Annotated in this window: 25 protein-coding genes and 2 rRNA genes; 10 read left to right on the top strand and 17 right to left on the bottom strand. The window is 44.8% G+C overall.

The window, feature by feature from the left end; translation table 11 throughout:
- Window positions 1-39: 39 nt before the first annotated feature.
- The 7 genes from dxr to NL930_RS00385 form a co-directional block, all read right to left on the bottom strand.
- The gene (dxr, locus tag NL930_RS00415; RefSeq protein ID WP_254377326.1) at window positions 40-1,107 is read right to left on the bottom strand and encodes a 1-deoxy-D-xylulose-5-phosphate reductoisomerase; all 1,068 of its coding nucleotides are present in this window, start codon (window positions 1,105-1,107) and stop codon (window positions 40-42) included.
- Window positions 1,108-1,872 (bottom strand): phosphatidate cytidylyltransferase, encoded by a 765-nt coding sequence (locus NL930_RS00410; RefSeq protein WP_039675588.1) that lies wholly within the window; start codon window positions 1,870-1,872, stop codon window positions 1,108-1,110.
- Between the two features lie 55 nt (window positions 1,873-1,927).
- Window positions 1,928-2,248, bottom strand: coding sequence for a hypothetical protein (locus tag NL930_RS00405; protein WP_254377327.1), 321 nt, complete (start codon window positions 2,246-2,248; stop codon window positions 1,928-1,930).
- A gap of 106 nt (window positions 2,249-2,354) precedes the next feature.
- On the bottom strand, window positions 2,355-3,680 hold the full coding sequence (locus NL930_RS00400) for an NFACT RNA binding domain-containing protein (protein WP_254377328.1): 1,326 nt from the start codon (window positions 3,678-3,680) through the stop codon (window positions 2,355-2,357).
- A 4-nt stretch (window positions 3,681-3,684) separates the two neighbouring features.
- A complete protein-coding gene (locus NL930_RS00395) occupies window positions 3,685-4,824 on the bottom strand; it encodes a glycerate kinase (protein WP_254377329.1) in 1,140 nt (379 codons plus the stop codon).
- Window positions 4,821-5,276 (bottom strand): methylated-DNA--[protein]-cysteine S-methyltransferase, encoded by a 456-nt coding sequence (locus tag NL930_RS00390; protein ID WP_039675581.1) that lies wholly within the window; start codon window positions 5,274-5,276, stop codon window positions 4,821-4,823. The genes NL930_RS00395 and NL930_RS00390 overlap by 4 nt, the downstream gene beginning before the upstream one ends.
- Window positions 5,269-5,730, bottom strand: a complete 462-nt coding sequence (locus tag NL930_RS00385; protein WP_254377330.1) for a GNAT family N-acetyltransferase — start codon at window positions 5,728-5,730, stop codon at window positions 5,269-5,271. Before NL930_RS00385 ends, NL930_RS00390 begins: the two co-directional genes overlap by 8 nt.
- Before the next feature lie 103 nt (window positions 5,731-5,833).
- Between NL930_RS00385 and NL930_RS00380 the strand changes: the two genes are divergently transcribed.
- Window positions 5,834-6,241 (top strand): gamma-glutamylcyclotransferase family protein, encoded by a 408-nt coding sequence (locus NL930_RS00380; RefSeq protein WP_039675577.1) that lies wholly within the window; start codon window positions 5,834-5,836, stop codon window positions 6,239-6,241.
- Here the strand turns inward: NL930_RS00380 and NL930_RS00375 are convergent.
- Complete coding sequence (locus NL930_RS00375; protein ID WP_254377331.1) at window positions 6,233-6,940, bottom strand: peroxiredoxin; 708 nt, start codon at window positions 6,938-6,940, stop codon at window positions 6,233-6,235. The genes NL930_RS00380 and NL930_RS00375 overlap by 9 nt on opposite strands.
- Before the next feature lie 156 nt (window positions 6,941-7,096).
- Here NL930_RS00375 and NL930_RS00370 point away from each other — a divergent pair, with 156 nt between their 5' ends.
- The 4 genes from NL930_RS00370 (at window position 7,097) to NL930_RS00355 (ending at window position 10,422) form a co-directional block, all read left to right on the top strand.
- Complete coding sequence (locus NL930_RS00370) at window positions 7,097-7,321, top strand: DUF2892 domain-containing protein (protein WP_039675573.1); 225 nt, start codon at window positions 7,097-7,099, stop codon at window positions 7,319-7,321.
- A gap of 94 nt (window positions 7,322-7,415) precedes the next feature.
- Window positions 7,416-8,681 carry a 3-isopropylmalate dehydratase large subunit gene (leuC, locus tag NL930_RS00365; RefSeq protein ID WP_254377332.1) on the top strand — a complete coding sequence of 422 codons (1,266 nt, stop codon included), beginning with the start codon at window positions 7,416-7,418 and terminating at the stop codon, window positions 8,679-8,681.
- Window positions 8,681-9,256: a molybdenum cofactor guanylyltransferase gene (locus tag NL930_RS00360; protein WP_254377333.1), complete on the top strand. Its 576-nt coding sequence runs from the start codon at window positions 8,681-8,683 to the stop codon at window positions 9,254-9,256. Before leuC ends, NL930_RS00360 begins: the two co-directional genes overlap by 1 nt.
- Entirely contained in the window at window positions 9,253-10,422 is a 1,170-nt protein-coding gene (locus NL930_RS00355; protein WP_254377334.1) for an EAL domain-containing protein, read from the top strand. The genes NL930_RS00360 and NL930_RS00355 overlap by 4 nt, the downstream gene beginning before the upstream one ends.
- Window positions 10,423-10,425: 3 nt before the next feature.
- Here NL930_RS00355 and NL930_RS00350 read toward each other — a convergent pair whose 3' ends face one another.
- Window positions 10,426-11,562 carry a nitrous oxide reductase accessory protein NosL gene (locus NL930_RS00350; protein ID WP_254377335.1) on the bottom strand — a complete coding sequence of 379 codons (1,137 nt, stop codon included), beginning with the start codon at window positions 11,560-11,562 and terminating at the stop codon, window positions 10,426-10,428.
- Between the two features lie 118 nt (window positions 11,563-11,680).
- Between NL930_RS00350 and NL930_RS00345 the strand changes: the two genes are divergently transcribed.
- Together NL930_RS00345 and NL930_RS00340 are read left to right on the top strand one after the other, a co-directional pair.
- Window positions 11,681-11,968, top strand: coding sequence for a Dabb family protein (locus tag NL930_RS00345; protein WP_039675563.1), 288 nt, complete (start codon window positions 11,681-11,683; stop codon window positions 11,966-11,968).
- 100 nt (window positions 11,969-12,068) lie between these two features.
- Complete coding sequence (locus tag NL930_RS00340) at window positions 12,069-13,121, top strand: phospholipase A (protein WP_231964790.1); 1,053 nt, start codon at window positions 12,069-12,071, stop codon at window positions 13,119-13,121.
- A gap of 55 nt (window positions 13,122-13,176) precedes the next feature.
- On the opposite strand, the gene NL930_RS00335 is transcribed toward NL930_RS00340, so the two are convergent.
- Window positions 13,177-13,455: an RNA-binding protein gene (locus tag NL930_RS00335; RefSeq protein ID WP_039675561.1), complete on the bottom strand. Its 279-nt coding sequence runs from the start codon at window positions 13,453-13,455 to the stop codon at window positions 13,177-13,179.
- A 242-nt stretch (window positions 13,456-13,697) separates the two neighbouring features.
- Between NL930_RS00335 and moaC the strand changes: the two genes are divergently transcribed.
- Genes moaC through NL930_RS00320 form a run of 3 tightly spaced genes read left to right on the top strand, consistent with a single transcriptional unit; the run spans window position 13,698 to window position 15,673 of the window.
- Complete coding sequence (gene moaC / locus NL930_RS00330) at window positions 13,698-14,177, top strand: cyclic pyranopterin monophosphate synthase MoaC (protein WP_254377336.1); 480 nt, start codon at window positions 13,698-13,700, stop codon at window positions 14,175-14,177.
- Window positions 14,149-14,406, top strand: a complete 258-nt coding sequence (locus NL930_RS00325; protein WP_039676210.1) for a YbeD family protein — start codon at window positions 14,149-14,151, stop codon at window positions 14,404-14,406. Before moaC ends, NL930_RS00325 begins: the two co-directional genes overlap by 29 nt.
- A gap of 13 nt (window positions 14,407-14,419) precedes the next feature.
- Complete coding sequence (locus NL930_RS00320; protein ID WP_254377337.1) at window positions 14,420-15,673, top strand: DUF6781 family protein; 1,254 nt, start codon at window positions 14,420-14,422, stop codon at window positions 15,671-15,673.
- Between the two features lie 49 nt (window positions 15,674-15,722).
- Here the strand turns inward: NL930_RS00320 and NL930_RS00315 are convergent, their stop codons facing one another.
- The 7 genes from NL930_RS00315 to NL930_RS00285 all read right to left on the bottom strand — a co-directional run bounded on the left by NL930_RS00315 (window position 15,723) and on the right by NL930_RS00285 (window position 22,600).
- A complete protein-coding gene (locus NL930_RS00315; protein WP_254377338.1) occupies window positions 15,723-16,232 on the bottom strand; it encodes a DUF4405 domain-containing protein in 510 nt (169 codons plus the stop codon).
- Between the two features lie 59 nt (window positions 16,233-16,291).
- Window positions 16,292-16,540: a lipoprotein gene (locus NL930_RS00310; RefSeq protein ID WP_039675554.1), complete on the bottom strand. Its 249-nt coding sequence runs from the start codon at window positions 16,538-16,540 to the stop codon at window positions 16,292-16,294.
- Window positions 16,541-16,654: 114 nt separating this feature from the next.
- Window positions 16,655-18,154 (bottom strand): DUF3373 family protein, encoded by a 1,500-nt coding sequence (locus tag NL930_RS00305; RefSeq protein ID WP_254377339.1) that lies wholly within the window; start codon window positions 18,152-18,154, stop codon window positions 16,655-16,657.
- 37 nt (window positions 18,155-18,191) lie between these two features.
- Window positions 18,192-18,530, bottom strand: coding sequence for a hypothetical protein (locus NL930_RS00300; protein WP_039675552.1), 339 nt, complete (start codon window positions 18,528-18,530; stop codon window positions 18,192-18,194).
- Between the two features lie 233 nt (window positions 18,531-18,763).
- Window positions 18,764-19,102 carry a hypothetical protein gene (locus NL930_RS00295; RefSeq protein ID WP_254377340.1) on the bottom strand — a complete coding sequence of 113 codons (339 nt, stop codon included), beginning with the start codon at window positions 19,100-19,102 and terminating at the stop codon, window positions 18,764-18,766.
- Between the two features lie 333 nt (window positions 19,103-19,435).
- A 5S ribosomal RNA gene (gene rrf / locus NL930_RS00290) occupies window positions 19,436-19,551 on the bottom strand.
- A 136-nt stretch (window positions 19,552-19,687) separates the two neighbouring features.
- Window positions 19,688-22,600, bottom strand: a 23S ribosomal RNA gene (locus tag NL930_RS00285).
- Window positions 22,601-22,848 lie beyond the last annotated feature (248 nt).

Genomic DNA, 22,848 nt, shown 5'->3' with positions numbered 1-22,848 from the left:
CCTCTTTGCGATAGATTTTTTCACACACGATTTTTAGATTTAGCGTAAACAAAAAGCCCGTACTTCCCGATCGATTTCAAAGACTTCTTGTAAATTGCTCGGCGAAACCTCTTTAAAACGGAAAAAGGCTCTTTTACTCAATTCCGCCAACTCGAGGATATTAATTTCGCGGTTATAAAATTTCGTAATGCCCACTTCGTTGGCGGCGTTAATCACGACGCCTCGTGTGGGATTGGCTAAAATTTCCTCTTTAATTTCCCAGATCGGATAACGCCTCGGATCGATTGCTTGGAACGAAAAGCCCTGAAGCGTACTCAAATCAAGCGGAGGGAGTATCTCTTCTTTGATTTCGCCCAACATCGCAAACGCGATAGGAAGTTTCATATCCGCTTGCGCCAAGTGTGCGGTCGTACTGCCGTCTTTAAAGCTCACGAAAGCATGAATCAGCGAGCTAGGTTCGATCATTGCGTCAAGTTGCTCGCATCCAAAAAGCCAACGGGCTTCTAACAGTTCGAAGAGTTTATTGGTCATGCTAGCACTATCGATCGTAATTTTTGCACCCATACTCCAATTGGGGTGTTTCAGGGCGTCTTGAAACGACATGTGAGGCAAAGCTTCCAACGGCGTATCGCGAAACGCGCCGCCGCTTGCGGTAATCATCATCCGCGTTACGGGACGTTTGCCCTGCAAATACCATAAACCGAAGTGCTCGCTATCGATCGGCGTAATACGCGCGGTATCCAAAAGGTGCCCCGCTACGACCAAGGATTCTTTATTGGCAAGGGCGAGTTGCTTACCCAAACGCAACGCTTCGATACTCGGAGCCAAACCGACAAAACCGACCAACGCGTTCAAAACGATGTGGCTTTTGCATTTGCCCAAGAGCTCCAAAATCCCCTCTTTGCCGACAAACACGTGCGCGTGTTTCACGAAAGGGCGATCGTTAGGATCGCTGATAGCAACGTATTCGGGATGAAATTTTTCGATTTGTTCGTTCAAAAGTGCGATATTTTTTCCGGCAACCAACGCTTCGACGTAAACGTTAAAACGCTCCGCAATGATCAGCGCATTGACGCCGATAGAGCCGGTAGAGCCTAGTATGACCATTTATGCGAGTCCTCGAAGCAAAATTACCATCACGACGCCGCCGAAAAGATAACCGTCCAAACGATCTAGCATTCCGCCGTGTCCGGGGAATAGCGTACCGCTGTCTTTCACACCCGCTTCACGCTTAAGGTAACTCTCGAAAAGATCGCCGAAGATGGCCGCAACCGAGCTGAATAACGCAATCGCCAAGGAGAGCCATAACGGAACGAAAAGTGTGCCGTACAACGCTCCTGCTACGGTTGCACTGCCTACACCGCCGAAAAAACCTTCCCATGTTTTGTTCGGAGAAGTTGCGCTAAAAGGCGTCTTTCCGATACTCTTACCGACAAAATACGCTCCCGTATCCGTTAACGCTACGATAATCACCAACCAAATTAAAACACTCATGCCGAAATCATGGTAGAGCGTATACAAAAACAACATCGAAATCGAAGGGTAAAAAAACGGCGCAAGGAGTTTATAATCGACCTCTTTACGGTACGCCATTACCGCTAGATAAAGCACGAGAGAGAGGTACACCAAATCGTCTGGGTTCGGGTAGAAAAACGCCGCAAGCCACAACAAGACGGCATAAACGTAAAGCTTCACGTCTTTCACGTTAAAAAGTGCCATCGCTTCATGAAACGCAAACAGATACATGACACCTAAAATGGCCCACGTCAATAGCGTGCTATTGACAAAAGCGATCACGGCGGCGAGTGCCAAGAGGCCAAATCCCGTGACGACGCGCTCTTTATTGCTTTCGTACAACGTTTTAAAGTTCATAAGTACTCTTTATGTCGATTTTATGTTCACGAATCATAGCAAAGCGGACGTGAAGTTAAGCTTTGACATCCAAAAGACCTTGATGCAACGGCACTTCTTCTTCCTCTTTGGACTCTTTGGCGTGTTCTTCGCGGTGTTGCGCCTGCTCTTCTTGCTCTTCGTCGCTCTTTTGACGCTCATGCTCGTTTTCAGGATCGATCTTGTAACTCTCTTCGGCAGGGCGCACTTCTTGGACGACCTCTTCTTTCTCGTTTTGCATCGCCGCCGCCAAAGCTTGCTGCATCTGCGCACTGCTGTTATAATCCGCCTCTTTCGAGGCTTGAATGTGCATCATCTGATTTGCATAAATCAGACTACCGATGGGACCTACCGCCATGTTCGCCTCCCAATGCGTGTAACGGGCATTGTAAAACGCCCCCGTTTCAGCCGCTACGGCACGTGAATTGCTCTTTTTCCCCGATACGGCTCTTGCGAGCCGGAATTTATGCTTTGTAAATCTTTAAGGTCTGATACGTTTCATAAGCAACATTTGCTCCATCATACGGTTTGACGTTTTTGCGCGGGGTATAATCGACTAAATAACCACCCTTTTGCGTCATGCTAAAATCAACGCACACCTTCGCTGCAAAGACCAAAACCGTCTCCGGAACACTCTGTTTTTCGGTACAAATAATGACATGTGCGGACGGAACGTCCTTGACATGTAACCAAATATCGCTCTTTTTCGCCTCTTGCAAAAGCGCGATATTGCCTTTTTCGTTTTTGCCGAGCAAAATGCGATACCCTTCCAAAAAGAACGTCTCGTAGTTTTTATCGTCACCTTTTTGTTTGCTTTTCGTTACTTTCGGCGTCAAAATACCGATCTCTTCTACGTCGCTCGCCGCACCGACGACACTGACCATACGTTCCAAAAAGAGCTTCTTCTCCTCGAGATTTTCACGCTGTCGATGGATCGAAAGCGCTTTTTGTCGCAATTTTTTCGATTTTTTAAACAAAAGATTGGCGGCGTGCTGAGGCGAATGCGCCAAGGGTAATTCAATGTCGACTTCGTTACCCTCAAAATCGTACAAACGTACTTTTTCTTGATACGCTTTGACCGCATGCAAATTAGCAAGGACGATCGACGCTTGCGTTTGCGCTTGCGTACTTCGCGCTAAGAGTTCTTCTTCGTTTTCCAATGCCTCGATTGCCGCGACTAAGGTTTCGATTTTCTTGCGTAAGTGCGCTATTTTTTGATTTTTAAGCTCGAAAAGCTTGACATGTAACCTTTTTTCATACGCATGTTTCAAATACTCCTCAAAAGGCTCTTCCAAAACAAACGGCTTTTCTTTCATCTCTTTGGGCGGCAGTTTCTCCAAAATTTCGCCCACCTTAACGCTTCGAAACGAAACGCTCGGGTCGATATGCCGTAACGCTTCCAGCACGACTTCGTTTTCGTCCAACAAAATCGCGTTGGTATTGCGTCCCGTAAACTCCAACTGCAAGGTCGTTAAAAGTGCTTTGTAGCTGGAACTTGCTTTGACATGTAAGCGTAAAATCCGATTGTTTTTTTCAACCGCGATCTTCTCGATCGTCGCATTGGCGAAACGCTTGTTCAACAACACGTCAAAAGGCGCGCTATAGCGTTTGGATTGTTTAAAATCGCTTTTGTAAAACAGGTACGAATCATTCCGAGAAAGGTCGATAAATAAAGGCTCTCCCGATTCGAAAACGATGCGAAGCACGCTATCGTCTACCCGATGAATGGACGAGATCTTACGATAGTTGCGTAAAAAATCGTTCAGTAAAATCAACTCTTGGTATTTCATAATCCTACTTTCGTCGCACGGCTTGAATCAGCCGAAAAATTTCTTTAACGCTCTGGCGCGTCAGCTTTTGCGCATTGGCTTTGTCCATCGCCTCTTCTAAACGCATGGGATAGCGCATAATCGAAAAAAGCGCGTCGATACCGACATGTTCTTCCAAAGCGTCGTCAATACCGCCGCCTAAAGCGATGAGCGGGACATGCGCTTTTTGACACCGCTTGGCAACGCCGCTGAGGACTTTTCCCATCAACGATTGCGCATCGATGCGTCCTTCGCCGCTGATCACAAGATCGGCATCTTCGATCAGTGCGTCAAAACGCATCTCGTCCAATAGAATGTCGATTCCGGACGCTAAACGCGCATTTAAAAAAGCACGCAAACCTCCACCGATACCGCCGGCGGCTCCGGAACCTTTTTGCGACGCGACATCGTGCCCCAGCACCCGCTCCAAACATTGCGCGAAGTGTTGCATGCCCGATTCCAAACGCTCTATCATCAAAGCGTCCGCCCCTTTTTGCGCCGCATAGACACGCGCGCTACCGTTAACGCCTGTCATCGGATTTTCCACGTCGCACGCGGCAACAAACTCGCACGATTTTAATGCGTTGAGCGCACCGCTTCGATCGATCGTATGAATCTTTTCCAAAACCTCTCCGCCTTGAAAAAGCACGCGACCTTCGCGGTCGAGAAAACGAAAGCCCAAAGCGTGAAGCATGCCGATTCCCGCATCGTTGGTCGCACTTCCGCCAAGTCCGATGATCACCTTTTTACATCCTCGCGCAAGCGCATCGTGAATAAGTTCACCCACGCCGTACGTCGTCGTTAATAAAGGATTTCTTTGCGACGCTTGAACCAAAGGCAACCCTGCGGCTTGCGCCATCTCGATAACGGCCGTCGTACCGTCTTTTAAAATGGCGTAATGCGCTTCGATTTCGCGCATTAAAGGATCGTGAACCTTACATGTAAGGCGTGTACCCTCAACGTTGGCAAGCAGAGCGTCGATCATTCCCTCTCCGCCGTCGGCAATCATACACGAATGCACGCTTGCATCGGGAAAGACCTCTAAAATTGCCTCGCGAACCCACGAAGAGAGTTCCGAAGAACTTGCACACCCTTTAAACGAATCGATGACCGAAACGACTTTCATCGATACTTTGCCTCTAACGCAAGCAGATACTCTTTACGCCAAAGTCCGCCGCTGTATCCGCCGATACCGCCGTTCTTGGCAATCACGCGGTGGCAGGGAATAATAATCGCAATTTTATTTTTGCCGTTGGCGTTTGCCACCGCTCGAACGGCTTTGGGATGTTCCAACATGGACGCTTCGGTACTGTAAGAGACCGTCGCTCCGTAGGGAATACGCGTCAACGTTTGCCAAACCGTTTTTTGAAAAGGCGTTCCTTTGGGTGCAAGAGGCAGGCTAAAGGATTTGCGTTTTCCTTCGAAATAGTCGCGTAACTCACTTTTGAGTTTGTCTAAAAGCGGATGTTCGTCACGGTAAACTTCGCCGTCTTGCTCAAAATCCAACGCTAAGAGTGCGTCGTCGTTGACCTCGGCGATCAATCTCCCCACGGGAGAGTCTATGGTACACTTAGCCATCGTTGCTCCTTAGAGATTTTTGCATGCACACGCTGTTGTCCATGCCCACGTAAGGTGGAAAGTTTTCGACGACCTCGTAACCGCATTTGCGATACAAGGCGATCGCCTCGGGTTGGGATTTGCCCGTTTCCAATCGCGCCCGTTGATACCCAAGCGTACACGCCCACGATTCGAGTTCCGCTAAAATACGCGACGAAAAGCCGCGCCTTCGATACGCCGGCATCACGAACATGCGTTTGATCTCGACCGTTTGAGCATCGATGATTTTAAAACATCCGCAGGCCATAGGCGTTGTACCTTCATAACCGACCAACGCCGTCTCGATCGGATCGATGACGTTATGGCGGTCGTATGCTGCTTGCATCGCTCCGTAACGCGCGTTTAATTCGGCGTCCAACGCACGCGTTAAGGCACGAAAATCTTCATGCGCATTGCTTGTTTGACGGGTTAACATGTCAAGCCTTGAATGATTTTCTTATTATTATACCCTCATTTGTTTACTTTTTGATCACGGTTTCGGCGCGTATCGTGGTATGATTTTCACCAAGGAGCACGCAATGACACACCTCTTTACGTACGGATCATTAATGTTTGAAGACGTCTGGCACCGACTGGTAAAGGGCAACTACCTTGCCCAAAAAGCGACTTTGTCCCATTACGAAAGGCGCGCGATCAAAAACGACGTTTATCCCGTCATTTTTCCGCTAAAAGACGCGTCGGTCGAGGGCGTCGTTTACTACGACGTGTGCGACGAAGATTTGGTCATCCTTGATACTTTTGAAGGCGAGTATTACGAGCGTAAAGAGGTGGAGCTTCTTGTAGAAGGTCGTTACGTCAAAGCATCGGCGTATGTTTTAAAAGAAGCCTATTTTGATTTGATCGATACGAAACCGTGGAGCGATACCCTCTTTGCACAAGAGGGTATCCATAATTTTCTGAGTGACTATAAGGGCTTTTTACGATAAGATCTCTTCGATCGTAATGTAATCGCCCACGCGTCCCGTCATCTTCTCAACGTCGGTTGCTACCGGCAAGGTCTTTTTGCCCGGTCTCCAGCCCGCAGGACATACTTCGCCCGTTTTGCTTGCATGTTGCCATGCTCTGACTTGGCGTAAAAATTCATTGACGTTACGTCCTACCATCGGTGCTTGTACTTCTTGCGCAACGCACACGCCCTCGGGATTGATAAGAAAACGTCCGCGAAGCGCGATTCCCTCTTCTTCGATCATCACGCCGAAAGCGCGACTAACCGTACCGGTCGGATCCGCACCGATCGTCAGTTTTAAACCCGCCAAAAGAGGTTCGGTTTCGACAAAACGTTTGTGCGAAAATTTGGTATCGGTCGAAACCGCCAAAATTTCGACGCCAAGTTCTTGAAATTCGTCGTATTTGGCGTTCATCGCCGCAATTTCCGTCGGACATACAAAGGTAAAATCTGCCGGATAAAAGCAGACGACATGCCATTTGCCTTGATAATCCTCGCTGTTTACGCTCGTAAAATGACCTGTTTTGGCGTTATACGCATCCATTTTGAATGACGGTGCTTTTTGTAGAACTAAAGATGAACTCATGTTTTTTTTCTCCTGTGTTTTCATTTCGTTGATGTGATTGTCTTGCACGGTTTCAGAAGCGATTGCTTCAACTTTGTTGGTATCGCATGCCATAATTGCTCCTTATGTTTATTTTTGTTTTTGATGATGGAAGTATATCAAATTGATAAATATTTGTCAATAGTAATTTTTATTATTTAGATTTTTAACCGATTTATTTTTAGAATAGGATATAATAACTCCTAAATTATCAAAACCAAGGAGTCATTCATGAAATGCAACGTAGGAAAAACCGATAGAGCCGTTCGTTTTATCGTAGGAATTGCCATTATTTTAGCAGGCGTAGCGTATCAAAGCTGGTTCGGCATCATCGGCGTTATCGTTTTAGGAAGTGCGATTATTCGCTTTTGCCCCGCGTATCTTCCTTTCAAAATCGACACCTCTAAAAACGACGATTCAAGCAGTTGCGGCGGCGGTTGCGGCTGCGGACGTTAAGCGCGCCTGGGAAGGGTTGCATAAGCAACTCTTCTTTTTCTTAAACCTTTTTGTGTTACAATCTTCCCATTATTCTTACATGTAAGGTTTTATCATGGGACAAACCATCACCGAAAAAATTTTCAGCGAACACGTCGGACACGCGGTATATGCCGGAGAAATTATCAAATGCAATATCGATATGGTCATAGGCAACGACATCACGACGCCCATTTCCATCCGAGCGTTTGAAGAGAGCGGCGCGACCAAACTTGCCAATCCGGACGGGTTTAGTATCGTTATGGATCACTATATTCCCGCCAAAGATATTGCCAGTGCCAACCAAGCCAAAATCAGCCGTGATTTTGCCTACAAACACGATCTCAAACACTACTTCGACGAAAAAGACATGGGCATCGAACACGCCTTGCTTCCCGAAAAAGGGCTGGTCGTTCCGGGCGACGTGATTATCGGCGCAGACTCACACACCTGTACGCACGGCGCGTTAGGTGCGTTTGCGACGGGTATGGGCTCAACCGACCTCGCGTTTGCGATGATTACGGGAGAAAATTGGTTTAAAGTTCCCGAATCCATCAAGGTCGTCTTTAGCGGCAAACCCAAACGCCACGTCTACGGGAAAGACCTCATCTTAGAAGTCATCCGCCGACTCGGCGTCGACGGTGCCTTGTACCGCACGCTCGAATTTACGGGCGATACGATCCAACACCTCACCATGGACGATCGTTTCTCTTTGTGTAACATGGCAATTGAAGCGGGAGCCAAAAGCGGTATCGTTGCCGTCGATGAAACGACCAAAGCCTTTTTAAGCGATAAAAAACTTGCGCGTGAGCCGAAATTTTTCTATTCCGACGACGATGCGACGTATGTTCACGTCCTTCATATCGATGTCGCAAACCTCGATCCAGTCATTGCCTATCCGTTTTTGCCGTCCAACGGCAAGTCCATTAACGAAGCGGTCAAAGACGATCTAGCGATCGATCAAGTCTTTATCGGCAGTTGTACCAACGGTCGTTTGGAAGACTTACGCATCGCGGCAAGCATCTTAAAAGGGCGTAAAGTCGCGCGTAAAACACGTCTTATCATCACGCCTGCAACGCAAAAGATCTCTTTGCAAGCCCAAAAAGAAGGTTTGGTGGATATTTTCGTCGAAGCGGGCGCGGTGTTTAGTAACCCAACGTGTGGCGCTTGTTTGGGCGGATACATGGGTATCTTAGGCGAAGGCGAACGTTGCGTAGCAACGACCAATCGTAACTTCGTAGGACGTATGGGAGCGCGCACCAGCGAGATTTACCTTGCCAACTCCGCCGTAGCGGCCGCCAGTGCCGTTATGGGCAAAATTACCGATCCAAGAACGCTCTAATGGTCCATGTCCCGCTGCCCTTAGTCATTATTGCCGGCGGGAAAAGCTCTCGCATGGGAAGCGACAAAGCGTTGCTTCCTTTTGGAGCGTGTGAAACACTCACGCAATTTCAACTGCAACGTTTAAAACCTTTTTTTCAAAGCCTACATGTCAGTGCTAAAAGCCGCGCAAAATTTAACTTTGATGCTTCTTTTATCGAAGATACCGCATCGTATCAAGAGCATTCGCCGCTGGTGGCACTTTTATCGATTTTGGAATATTTCCAAATTCCCGTGTGTGTTTTAAGCGTCGATACGCCTTTTGTCACCCCCGAAGTCTTTGAAACGCTGTATGCGAACCTCAATGACGAAACCGATGCGCTCGTTGCGACATCCTCTTCGTCTTCGCATCAATTGTGCGCAATCTATGCACCCTCGATCATTCCGGTCATTCGAACGCTTTTGGAACGTAACGAACACAAAATACGTTCGGTTTTAGCACAAAGCCGTACACGTTTCGTTTCGTTTCAAGACGACGCACTTTTTTTTAACGTCAATCATCCCGACGAATACGAAGAGGCAAAAAAACGCTTATGAAAGATCGGCTAACCGACGTCGCTTCGCTCGATGCTTTTGTAGAAGCGGTAACGACATGTAAGCACCCGAAGCTGTTTCTCGTCGATATCAAACGTTTTAAAGCTATTACGATCGCGCACGGCGACGAAGGCGGCGATTTTATTTTACGTCGTTTTGCCCAAACGCTCCAAACCTTTGCCCTATCGCATGAAATGACGCTTTACCGCTTCGTCGACGACACATTTTTACTCTTGCAAAATGCTCCGTTTGAACTTTCCAAGATGGAAAACCTCATCTTTGCACTGCTCGATACGCTGAAAAATCTCGCCTACGATTATAACGATCAGACCATTCGCGTCGAGACCGTTATCGGCATCAGTTTCGATCATTTCAACGCTCTGGAAAAAGCTCAAAAAGCACTACGCGTTGCCAAAACGGAAGATCAACCTTTCGTAACCTACTCTGAATTTGCCAATACGCTCCTTAGCGAAAGCGAAGAAGCGGTAGAAGCGATGATGAAACAAGCGATCGAACGCGAAAATATTACGCTTCATTGCCAAGCCGTCGTCGATCTTTCAGAACAGGCATGCTATTACGAAGGTCTTTTGCGCTTGTGTGATCGCCAAACGTTACAGTCGCCGAAACTTTTCCTCAAAATCGCACACGAACGCGGTTTATACGATGCTTTGTTTCGCAGTATCGTCCACAAAGCGTGCCAATTGACCCAAGCTGCGCATCACCGTATTGCACTCAATCTCCCGTACGAAGATCTCCTCGATGCGGAGCGTTTGGCTTTTTTACGACACCGCGTCGATCCGAAAAACGTATGGCTTGAAGTTGAATGCGAAGGAAAAACGCCGTGCGAATCGCTTCTAAAAAGCTTAAGTACGCTGAAACAAGAGGGATTTACGCTGATTTTAGATAACGTTAAAAGTGCGGAATATCTTGCTTATTTTCCGCAAGGATGTGTGGATTACGTGAAGCTTCACGGACGTCTTATCCGTGATTTTGCGATTGATCCTAACGCACAAACAACCTGCAATGCCATGATCGATCTCGCCCGCAAGCAGGGCATCCAAACAATCGCTTCACAACTCAACTCGCGCGCCGCACGTGAGATTGCGCGAAACCTCGGCTGTGATCTTTTCCAAGGCTTTATCGTCGAACAACCTCACGACATTGCGTAAAAACTATTTGTCTTGCTCGTACACAAGTGCTTCGTCGATTTCATTGAGGCGAAGAACGCGTTTTCCTTTATGATCTTTCAAAAAGCTTTGCGCGCTTGCTTCATCTTTAAACGGAATAAATTCTCTGCCCATTGGACCGTACATGTCGCTTCCAACGACGTAAAAAGCCGCTTTGCCGTCAATCGCTTCTTGCGTATAATAATCCGTCACCAATAAAGCGACTTTATCATCGGGTTGTTTTGCATAGTTCCCCCATTTAGAAGGGTTGTGGTAAAACTTGAGCATGTCTTTCACGCCGTCAAAGGCATGGCTAACGTTTTTACCGTTATCGACGTAGTTCATACGCGCCGCCCAACGCGGGTATTTGTAAACAAACATACCGCATACGGGACATTTTTCATCTTTTTCGACATGTATCATATTTTTATGGGCATGTCCGTGTGCCTCCTCACGCAAAATCTCCCACACGTACAAAGAAACGGCTTGCAGTTTTTGTTCATCGAGTTCGCCGCATACTTTGTTGTTTTTCAAAAATACTTTCAATGCGCTAATCGTCGTAAAATCGTCTAAATGAATTTTATCTTTCGCGCACGCTGCGTTATAGATTTTCTCACCCATCGGGTACATGCCTTTTTGCTTCTTTTGAATAAAAGCATCCACGTCTTGCGCCAAAGAGGCTTTTGCCGAGGCAAACGCTTTATCAAAGCTCATCAACTCGCCGCCGTACTCTTTCATAAACGCTTCGGCGTCGGTTTTTTGAGCAAATGCCAATTTACTGACTTGACTCATCGTACCGGGAACTTTAGAGCCGACGACGTAAAACGCGTCTTTCGCATCGATGAGTTTTTCACTTTTGGCATCGGTCACGACGATTTTTTTAACACGTGCTTCAATGGCATTCCAATCCGCCGCAAGGCATCGAATCGAACAATATTGCGTTGCGGTTCCGTCGTTTAAAATAGCCCCGTGAGACGTTTTATAGAACTGCTTTAAACTCATACCGCATATCGGACAATAGGCCTTCGTATCGCCTTGCTGAATCAACTCAGGCTCGCCCGAAGCCGCTTTGTTAAACTCCTCGGCATGCAATCCGAGCGTCAAGAAGAGTGCTAGAACACTCCATACGATAAACTTTACCATCGTTACTCCCTATGAAATAATTTGTCACAGTGTAGTCATGAAGTGTTAAATTAACGTTAAATTCCTTCGCAGATTCGTGATAAAGTTTTGCTATAATAGCTCTCAAAAAGGAGTAACGATGGTTCGCCATATCGTATTTTTCAAGCTTCCCGACAATTCCGAAACGAATAAACAAGCGATGCGCGATCGCATTATGAGCATGCAGGGGAAATTGGATATCGTCAAACATTTGGAAGTCGGACTTAACTTCTCGCCTGAAGAACGTGCCTTTGATGTTGCACTCATCAGCGATTTTGAAACCAAAGAAGATTTATCAACCTATGCAACCCATCCGATTCACCTTGAAGTCGTTGCGTTTATTAAATCCCTCAACGCACTGAGTAAAGTCGTCGATTACGAATATTAAACCTCTTTTCTTTCGGCCTCGTTACCCGCGCGGTCGAAATCCTTCCCGTAATACGCATAGTTGCGCTATAATTGTGTTTTAATTTTAGAAGGTACCTCTTATGAAACACTCCCTTATCACATTTTTCATACTCTTTAGCACGTCTTTGCTTCTTCATGCAACGGAAGCAACGTCGCTCTTAGAAGAAAAAGCCCTCGGCGGCGATGCCTCGGCGGCTTTAAATCTCGCTAAGTATTATGAAGCGCACGACGACAAAGACAGAGCACTGCTATGGTACAAACATGCCGCAACGCTGAGTATCGAGAAAACGCCGCTGACCCAACAAACGTCTGAGCCTGAAACCGTCGAGCGACTGCAAAGAATCGAACGTACCGAAGCCGTCTACGGCTCTTTCTTGCGATCGTACGACGGTGACGACGAAACCAAAGCTTCGATGAAACAGATGCTGACTCAAGCGTTTGACATCGCACCCTATAAAATCAACTATCTTTTGCCGATGACTTACGATGCAGTCTCTCACGACGATAGAAAACACGCCGAAACCAAATTTCAGCTCAGTCTTCAAAAAGGACTTTCCGACAATCTCTTAGGGTTACACGAAAGTTTCGTTGTTGCCTATACGCAAACCTCATGGTGGCAAACGACGGACGACTCCGCTCCGTTTAGAGAGACCAATTATCAACCCGAACTTTTTATGATTATGCCGCATTTTAGCGACGATAGTTTTATCAAAGCTTACCAAATCGGCGTACTACACGAATCCAACGGTCAAGGAGGCGATAAATCGCGTTCGTGGAATCGCGTCTATGCCAAAACCTATTTGCAAGCGGGCGATTGGGTCATTTCTCCACGCATATGGTACCGCATCCCCGAAGATGCCAACAGTGACGACAATCCCGATATCGACGATTATTTAGGTATTGCGGATTTGGAGCTGATGTACCCGTGGAAACAACACACGTTTAAAATTTTAGTGCGTAACAATTTTCATCGTGACGACAATAGAGGTGCCGTTCAAGCAGATTGGACATTTCCGTTATGGGAGAAGAATCTGTTCGGTTACATTCAACTCTACAGCGGTTATGCGGAAAGTTTAATCGATTATAATAAACGAAGCGATCGTATCGGTATAGGCTTTGCCTTATCGAGGTAAAAAAGCGTTAAAGATTCGCGACCGTTCGGCGCGAATCTTTTGAACGGGAAACGTCTTAGTTGAACTCTCTTGGGGATCTTCTCGGGCGTTCTTCGCGAGGTCTCGCTTCATTGACTTTAAGCGTTCTTCCTCCGACCTCTTTTTCATTTGTCGACTCGATAGCCACTTTAGCTTCCGCATCGTTTGGCATCTCGACAAAACCAAATCCTTTAGAACGACCGGTTTCCCTGTCGCTAATAATGCGTGCACTACTGACCTCACCGTATGCGGAAAACATCTCTTTAAGTTGTTCTCCCGTCATCTCATACTTAACATTACCTACGTAAATGTTCATCGTTACCATACTCCTCGTGTTTGAATCATTCACGTCATCTTTTTTGCCCGTAACTACGTTATTATGAAGAAAACACTGAATGACTTTGCAAAATCATTGTAGCATATAATTTCGTTTTATATACTTTAGAATAACGCCTTGATGCGCCAAGTGAGAAAAAATGACACACTCTTATCACGCGCTTACGAACGGTATTAAGAAAAATGGTGCTATAATAAATTAAAAACAAAAGAGATAAGAGCATGAAATTAACCCATTTGGATGAAAAAGATCGCCCTAAAATGGTCGATGTCAGCGACAAAGAAGAGACATTTCGCGTTGCGGTCGCTAGCGGTACAATCACGATGAGCTCGCATGCATACGAGATGATTATTTCAGAGCAAACCAAAAAAGGTCCCGTGCTCCAAACCGCCATCGTTGCCGCGATCATGGGAACCAAACGTACCAGCGATTTAATCCCTATGTGCCATCCCTTAATGCTCACGTCGGTTAACTGCGACGTCGAAGAGCTACCGGAATTGCCGGGGTTTAGGTTACGCGTAACGGCAAAACTCAAAGGACAAACCGGCGTCGAGATGGAAGCGCTTACGGGTGTAAGCATCGGATTGTTGACGATTTACGATATGGCAAAAGCGATCGACAAATCGATGATTATCAACGCCGTTTGCTTGGAGTCCAAAAGCGGAGGAAAAAGTGGAAACTACGCCAGAACTCCAGCTTGATTACCCTTGCCATTGGGAATACAAATTGGTTTTGGACGCTAAACATGATATTCGTGCTATCGTTACGGAACTTCTAGAAGAGCGCGTTCATGAAATCGCCAAATCGCAAAAGAGCAAACAAGGCAACTATGTCAGTTACACTTTGCGTGTTTTAGTCCACGGAACAGACGATCGAAAAATGCTTTATCATTTACTCAAAGCACACCAACACATTAAATTCGTATTGTAAAAGAGAGGTTTATATGGAATCGACGTACACCATTTTTTTGGCAACCGTTAAGGAAAACAAAGACAGTCCCAAACTTTACCCGCTGATTTCCGAACTCTGTTTTGAACTTTCGCGTAAAAAAATTCAACGCCTTAAAGATGAGCACAATATTTACAATCGATTGGGCGAATTGTTTGAGCTTTACGCAAAAGCGTTACATGAAGAAGGACTCAAAAATACGCGAGCCCTCAATAGCGTTATTGACGGTCTTTTAAAAGCTTCTAGCTATGAACAAGAGGCATTTCTATACAAAACGATTTACGAAAAAGAACAATTGGAAAAGAGTATTTTTCACCAAAAACAACACATTCGCGCCACGTTAACTCAAATGTTCGATACGCTTGAACATCATATCGAATCGATGCAAGAAGAAACGAAACATCATGCTTTATCGGCACTCAGCGACGCAAAGCTCAAAGGTATCGAAATGCTCGGTATTTTACATGAAACAACCAGTGAAGCCTTGCTAACGACACTGGAGAAAGGAAGCGATATTGTCGATACGATTTACGAAATTACGAAAAATCTCTCTTTTCAAGCGATTAGCGAGCGCGAATTGAGTAAAAAGCGTATGATGGATATTTCACATACCGTTATTTCCGCAGCTATCGAAATTGCCGACGAAGATTTAGGGAATGCCAAAGATATTTTAGAAGGTACGGTTAACGGCGTTAGAGAAGGTATCGCTAAAGCCATCGATAAATTTAAAAATGATTTAAAATTTGCTCCAACGGAAGAGATTGAAGGTCTTGTCGAAACCGATTTGACGCAGTTGCGCAAAGAGTTGCTTAAAGTCGATGAACAATTTATGAAACTTCTCGAAGCACTTGCCGCACAAAACGAAGGCATCTCCGCTTCGCTTATTCAAGAAATTTTAAAAGAGATGAACAGTTCGACCGCTAAAATGATGCGTGCGGCAAACGAGGCAAAAGAAGCCATTAGCGAACGCATCGAACAGCTCAAAGCCGAGGCATTTGTTTTGGAAAAAACGTTCAAAGAAAAAGCCGAAAAAAGACTCGAATCCTTTAAAAAAGACGTCAATGAATTTGAAAAAATCGCAACATCCAAAGTCGAGTCTTTGAAACAATTCGAATTTGAAAATGAAAAAGCGAAACAAGTGGCACAAGAGGCTAAAAAATTAGGTTTTCATGCATGGAAAGTCGCTAAAAACATGGTCGACGGTGCCGTAAAAAGTGCCAAAGAAGCGATGAAAAAAGAAGAAAAATAGACTTCGTAAATTCTGACATGTAAGAATAATTCTTACATGTCAGTTTGCATTAGTGCATTGCGGGAACGCTAAAGACTATCTTTAAAATAGCGTCGTTGGTCGTCTCGTTAGCTTTTGCAATTTCCAAGATAGATTGCCTGCCGGAAGCCGATATGTGCCTATTGGCTAACTCTTTAACCATAAGCTCTTCATCGATATCCGTAAAGGCGGCTAGTTTAGAAAGCGGTGCACTCATCATCGTTTGAAAAATCAATCCTTTTGGGTTGATCGTGCGCTCTTGCGGCTGAAACAACGGCATCGCTACAAACACTACTATGACACAAAGTCCGAATAAAAAAGTAAAATGCGTTGAGCGTTTCGTAAAATAGATACAGACGTTATTCCAATTTTTCATTACATGTAAGCACGATATTAACACAAAAACAAAACCTAACCATATGTGCAGCACTTCGCTGGAAAGTATTCGGATTTTGAAAAACATCATCACACCGGTTACGGATACGACGCTAAAGAGTATCATTAAGAGACTACTGACAATATTTCGAGCTATAACATTCATCTAACATTCCTTTTTTATGTATTTGAAATTATAGATGAGAGATGTGAATCTTTTGTTAACTACTCGATACCTTGCGCATGCATCAACATCACTTTATCGGTAATAAATTTAACTTTGACGTAACGTTTTTCATCACCCCAAGTACAATCGCTCATACCCGCAAGCGTGTTACACTCGGTTGCTTTACCTAAAATATCGATCACCTGAGCATAACTCATACCGATCTCAATTTTATCGTACTTCTCTTTCGTAAGATTTGAGCATCCGCTCAAAAAAAGTAAAAGCAAGGCAAGACTGATCCATCGCATGAAACTTCCTTTGCTCGAAGATGCTATAGCTTAACATAGTTTGACTGTTTTGCGGCTTTGTTTTAAGAAGAAAAAAGAGAGGTTTTAAAACCTCTCTTGTGTGAAGAAGATAGATTAATATCTGTAGCGTAAAGAAGCACGGACATTTTGGGCTGTTTTAACGGCACCTGGCATCGTATCGACATCCATAGGTGTTCCTGTCCAACCGAAGAACGTATCGCTACCGGTATAATCATAGTCGATATACACGTAACTGAGCTGTGCCGTCAAGTTCTTTCCGACAACCGGCATAATATAATAGATTTCGTAAGCATCACCGCGCGCAGCAAGTTTTGAACCCACTAAAGTGTCCTCACCGTAAGTGAAGCTTCTCCAGTATTTACTACCGTGGTTATACTCAAGTCCAAGCCTTTGTCCTTTCATAATACCGGGAACTTGAACGCCTGTATAAACAGAAGAACCCGTTTCTTTATCAGTTGATCCCAACATACCAGGCATTGGCATTAAACTAGTACCGTACATTCCAATAGGTTGATTTTTATTTGGATCGGTTTTACTAAAGGCATAGGATAAGAAGAAAATACTATCATCTAAGAAATCGCTAATACCGTCACCAATACCGTTAACCTGCAAAGACAATGCTCCACCAGACATATCACCGACATCCATAAAGTTAAACATTGGTGCATATACTGTTGCCATAGGATCCATCGGATTGGTTGTATATGCGGCACGTACACCGAATACATTCATATCCATAAGATTTTTGGCAATAAAATAGTTACCCATAACCTTATACTGTCCGTTGTCAAAGAACTGGATAATTAAACCTGCCAAATCCATGTCGGGATTATTATTGTCATTAATATATCCCGGATTAAATCCGGTGCTACTCATAGCATACGAACCCGTTGTATCAGAGAAACCTCTACCTAAACAAAGCTTTGCATACAAGCCGGAAATACCCGTTACTTTATCAAAATCAAATTTAAAGCTTGCACCATCAAATTCCATATTGATATTATGACCGATTGGAGAAGCAGGATCGTCGTTACCGGCTCTTAAGTTTGTTAAGAATCCGTCAACTGATGGTCTACGACCGAAGCTAGCACTGTAATGAACGTCACCGAGGTCACCGAAATAGAGAAAATAAGCTTCTCTTAAACGAATTGTCGAGTCATTTGGCTTTTGAGAATCATACCAATCAAAATTTTGGAAATAACTCGTATTAGCAACGTTGTTTTGACCAAATGCTTTATATGCGGCTAAAGAGCCTTTGAAGACTAAATTATCGACAGGTTGCGAAGCCATACCCAAAATTAACTTGTTCGTCCAAATACCGTTATCTTGTTTCTCAGAACCTTGGATTTTATAATCAACATAGTCATATGCCGTTCTAAAATCGACGGTCCATTTGATATTATCGCCGGCATCGTGTGCTTTGACTTCAGAGAGCTGATTTTTAAGTGCTTCAACGTTTACTTTTGCTTGGGCACTTTTAAGCTCCGCCATTTGTGCTTTTAAAGCTTCGATTTCTTGCTTTAACGACTCATCGGCACCGAAAGCCGATGTAAGAGCTGCTCCAACGAGCAGTGGAGCGATGAATTTTTTCATCTTTTTTTACCTTTTTAAGTAAGATTTTTAAACCCGATTAGCAAGAAGGAACGTTACCGCTGTCGCTTGCGTATTCAACACAGAAATCTTTAATATCTGCCATAAACTTCTCAAATTTATCGCCTTTTAAAAAGGACTCAAGACCGGGATATTTTTTGCTGTATTCTGCAACAAATTTCTCGCCTTTTCCGTCAAATAAAGCTTTCCACTCTGCTTGCGTATGTTGCGTAGCAAATTTAGCACCGTTCATGCCGGCACCCTCTTTCATGTACTTAAGATAGTACTTTTGACCTTTCGCCGCATCTGCCATCGCATGGGTACTCATAAGTCCCAATACAAAAAACGCAGAAACCAATAAACTGATGACTTTTTTCATCATCTCTCCTTTGCATTTTTAATGTAAAGCCATCATAACAAAAGTAAAATAAATTTTAATTTAAAAAACAGTAATAGCAAAAAAATAAGGAATTATTATGTCTACTTTTCTTTACTTTTCTTAAAGAATGCACGAGAATGTCTAATTTTTGGGAATTTTTAGGTTAATTAAACTTTACAATATAGAGTAAACTTTGATCGTTTTAAAACGATCAAAGTTAAAGAAACTTGAGATTAGCAAGAGGGAACGTTACCGCTATCGCTAGCAAACTCAACGCAGAAATCTTTAATATCTGCCATAAATTTCTCAAATTTATCGCCTTTTAAAAAGGACTCTAGACCGGGATATTTTTTGCTGTATTCTGCAACAAATTTCTCGCCTTTCCCGTCAAATAGAGCTTTCCACTCTGCTTGCGTATGTTGCGTAGCAAATTTAGCACCGTTCATGCCGGCACCCTCTTTCATGTACTTAAGATAGTACTTTTGACCTTTCGCCGCATCTGCCATCGCATGGGTGCTCATAAGACCCATAAGTAAAAATGCTGAAACTACGAAGCCGATAAGCTTTTTCATAGGAATTCCTTTATGTTTAGTTGTGAAATTATAGTAACGCAAAGAGGCTAAAAGCTAGTTGAAGATAAAAAGTAATATATATAATAAAAAAATATAATAAATTTACTATCTTTATCACTAAAATACACTATTTTATCATGCAAATTAATCGTTAAAATCTGGACAATGTTGAAAAAGCTAAAGTTAAAAGAAAGAGCCTATAATATAATGCTACTGTTGACCAAAGAAAGACAGATAAGAAAGCGAATAAATAAGCTTTTAATTGATTTTTTTCCAAGAAAGACCGCCTTTGTAGAAGACGAAATAGTGGATAATCGAGTGAGGGAATCACGGAACTGGCGGCGACCTACGTTTCCATCCCAGTAAGGGAAAGTATTATCGGCGATGAAGAGCTTAGCTTCCTGGTTCGAAATGGGACAGGGCGTTTCCTCTTCTCAATAGCCACCAGAATCGTGAAGTAAATCTATGTCGTATTATAGCGAAATAGGCTTAATTCACCATTCTTTAGGTGATTTTAGTATTGTCTAGTCAACAAAGCGCTTTACACTTAATAAGGAAGTGAAATAGCATTATCATACGTTAATATAGAATAAGCCAAACGACCTATTAGTACTGGTCAGCTAAAGGGCTCTCACCCATTACACACCCAGCCTATCAAACATGTAGTCTTCATGAGGTCTTCAGGGAAAGTTCATCTTGGAGTTGGCTTCCCGCTTAGATGCTTTCAGCGGTTATCACATCCGAACATAGCTACCGGGCGATGCTCTTGGCAGAACAACCCGTACACCAGTGGTTCGTTCGACCCGGTCCTCTCGTACTAGGGTCAACTCTCCTCAACTTTCCTACGCCCACGGCAGATAGGGACCGAACTGTCTCACGACGTTCTGAACCCAGCTCGCGTACCGCTTTAAATGGCGAACAGCCATACCCTTGGGACCTGCTCCAGCCCCAGGATGCGATGAGCCGACATCGAGGTGCCAAACCTCCCCGTCGATGTGAGCTCTTGGGGGAGATCAGCCTGTTATCCCCGGGGTACCTTTTATCCTTTGAGCGATGGCCCTTCCACACAGAACCACCGGATCACTATGACCGACTTTCGTCTCTGCTCGAGGTGTATCTCTCACAGTCAAGCTGGCTTGTACCATTATACTCTACGAACGATTTCCAACCGTTCTGAGCCAACCTTTGTAAGCCTCCGTTACTTTTTAGGAGGCGACCGCCCCAGTCAAACTACCCACCAGACATTGTCCTGAACATAGATAATATGTCCCAGTTAGCTATCAGAATAAAGAAGAGTGGTATCTCAACAATGGCTCAGGTGCAACTGGCGTCACACCCTCAAAGCCTCCCACCTATCCTGCACATCTTTATCCCAACAGCAGTGTCAAGCTATAGTAAAGGTCCACGGGGTCTTTCCGTCTTGCCGCGGGTAGGAGGAATTTTCACCTCCACTACAATTTCACTGGATTCCTGGTCGAGACAGCTCCCATCTCGTTACGCCATTCATGCAGGTCGATATTTAATCGACAAGGAATTTCGCTACCTTAGGACCGTTATAGTTACGGCCGCCGTTTACTGGGGCTTCGATCAATGGCTTCGCTTGCGCTAACCACATCAATTAACCTTCCAGCACCGGGCAGGCGTCACACCCTATACATCCTCTTACGAGTTAGCAGAGTGCTGTGTTTTTGGTAAACAGTCGGGAGGGACTCTTTGTTGCAACCTTTTCCGCTTTCAGAAGCAAGTTCTTATACAGAAGGAGGCACACCTTATACCGAAGATACGGTGCTATTTTGCAGAGTTCCTTAACCAGATTTCTTCCACGCGCCTTAGAATACTCATCTCACCCACCTGTGTCGGTTTACGGTACGAGCAATAACAGATATACTTAGAAACTTTTCTTGGCTCGACGGCATCAACGATTCACCATCCACTCCGAAGAGCATCAAGTGCCTGTCGGGTCTCGAATAAAAGATGACGGATTTGCCTATCATCTAATCTACACCCTTCGAACAACTATTCCATCAGTTGCCTCGTTTAGCCCTAAGCGTCCTTCCATCGCGCTCTATTATTGGTGTTGGAATATTAACCAACTTTCCATCGACTACCCCTTTCGGACTTGTCTTAGGTCCCGACTAACCCTACGATGACGAACATCGCGTAGGAAACCTTGGGTTTTCGGCGAACGGGATTCTCACCCGTTTTATCGCTACTCATGCCTGCATACTCACTTCTAGCCGCTCCAGCGCTCCTTACCGGTACACCTTCAATGCTGACTAGAACGCTCTCCTACCACTCTATTAAAAATAGAATCTACAGCTTCGGTGGATAACTTTAGCCCCGTTATATTTTCCGCGCAGAATCGCTAGACCAGTGAGCTGTTACGCTTTCTTTAAAGGATGGCTGCTTCTAAGCCAACCTCCTGGTTGTTTAAGCAACTCCACATCGTTTTCCACTGAGTTATCACTTTGGGACCTTAGCTGGTAGTCTGGGTTGTTCCCCTTTTGACGACGCATTTTATCACCCGCCGCCTGACTGCCATGATTACATATACGGTATTCGGAGTTTGACAGGGTTTGGTACCTTGGTATAGGCCCTAGCCCAATCAGTGCTCTACCCCCGTATACTACAACATGACGCTATACCTAAATATATTTCGGAGAGAACCAGCTATCACGAAGTTTGATTGGCCTTTCACCCCTATCCACAAGTCATCCCAAGACTTTTCAACGTCAGCGAGTTCGGTCCTCCACTAGCTCTTACACCAGCTTCAACCTGCTCATGGATAGATCACTTCGCTTCGGGTCTGCAGCATCTGACTAATTCGCCCTATTAAGACTCGCTTTCGCTACGGCTCCGAGTTTTCTTAACCTCGCCAGATACCACAACTCGCAGGCTCATTATGCAAAAGGCAGTCCATCACCCTGATAAATCATAGGGCTCTGAATGATTGTAAGCAAATGGTTTCAGGTTCTATTTCACTCCCCTCACTGGGGTTCTTTTCACCTTTCCCTCACGGTACTGGTTCACTATCGGTCTGTAAGTAGTATTTAGGGTTGGGAGGTGGTCCTCCCGGCTTCAGACAGAATACCACGTGTTCCGCCCTACTCAGGATACTGCTAAGATGAATCTAGATTTCGTATATGGGACTATCACCCGCTATGGTTAACCTTTCCAGGTTACTCTACTACCTATCATCATTCTACAACGCAGTCCTACAACCCCAGATGCAAGCATCTGGTTTGCCCTCTTCCAAGTTCGCTCGCCGCTACTATCGGAATCTCTATTTGATTTCTTCTCCTCTGGCTACTGAGATGTTTCACTTCGCCAGGTTCGCCCCCCGCAGGGTAACTGATATCACTATCAGCTGGGTTGCCCCATTCGGATACTTACGGATCAAAGCCTCTTGACGGCTCCCCGTAACTTTTCGCAGTCTAGTACGTCCTTCATCGCCTCTTACAGCCTAGGCATCCACCATTCGCTCTTAATAGCTTACCTATTTGTATTCTAATGCACATTTCACTCCCTTATTAAATGTAATTCATTCTTCCGTCTCATAAAGCCTGAACAAAGTCCAGTCTTTATTCAATCACTAAAGCTTTCGCCTTGCGAAGAACACATCCAACAAGTTGTAAATTGTTTTTTTTGCGTTTTGTTGACTTTGACAATATTAAATTAAATAACATTAGACTAAAAAAGTCTAATATCAACCCTTACATGTAAGAACTGATATTAAACTTCTTCTT

Origin of the sequence: Sulfurospirillum sp. hDNRA2 (genome assembly GCF_024206095.2) — a bacterium.
GTDB lineage: Bacteria > Campylobacterota > Campylobacteria > Campylobacterales > Sulfurospirillaceae > Sulfurospirillum.
The sequence above is the reverse complement of the archived record's forward strand: the minus strand, read 5'-3'. Positions and strand labels throughout refer to the sequence as shown.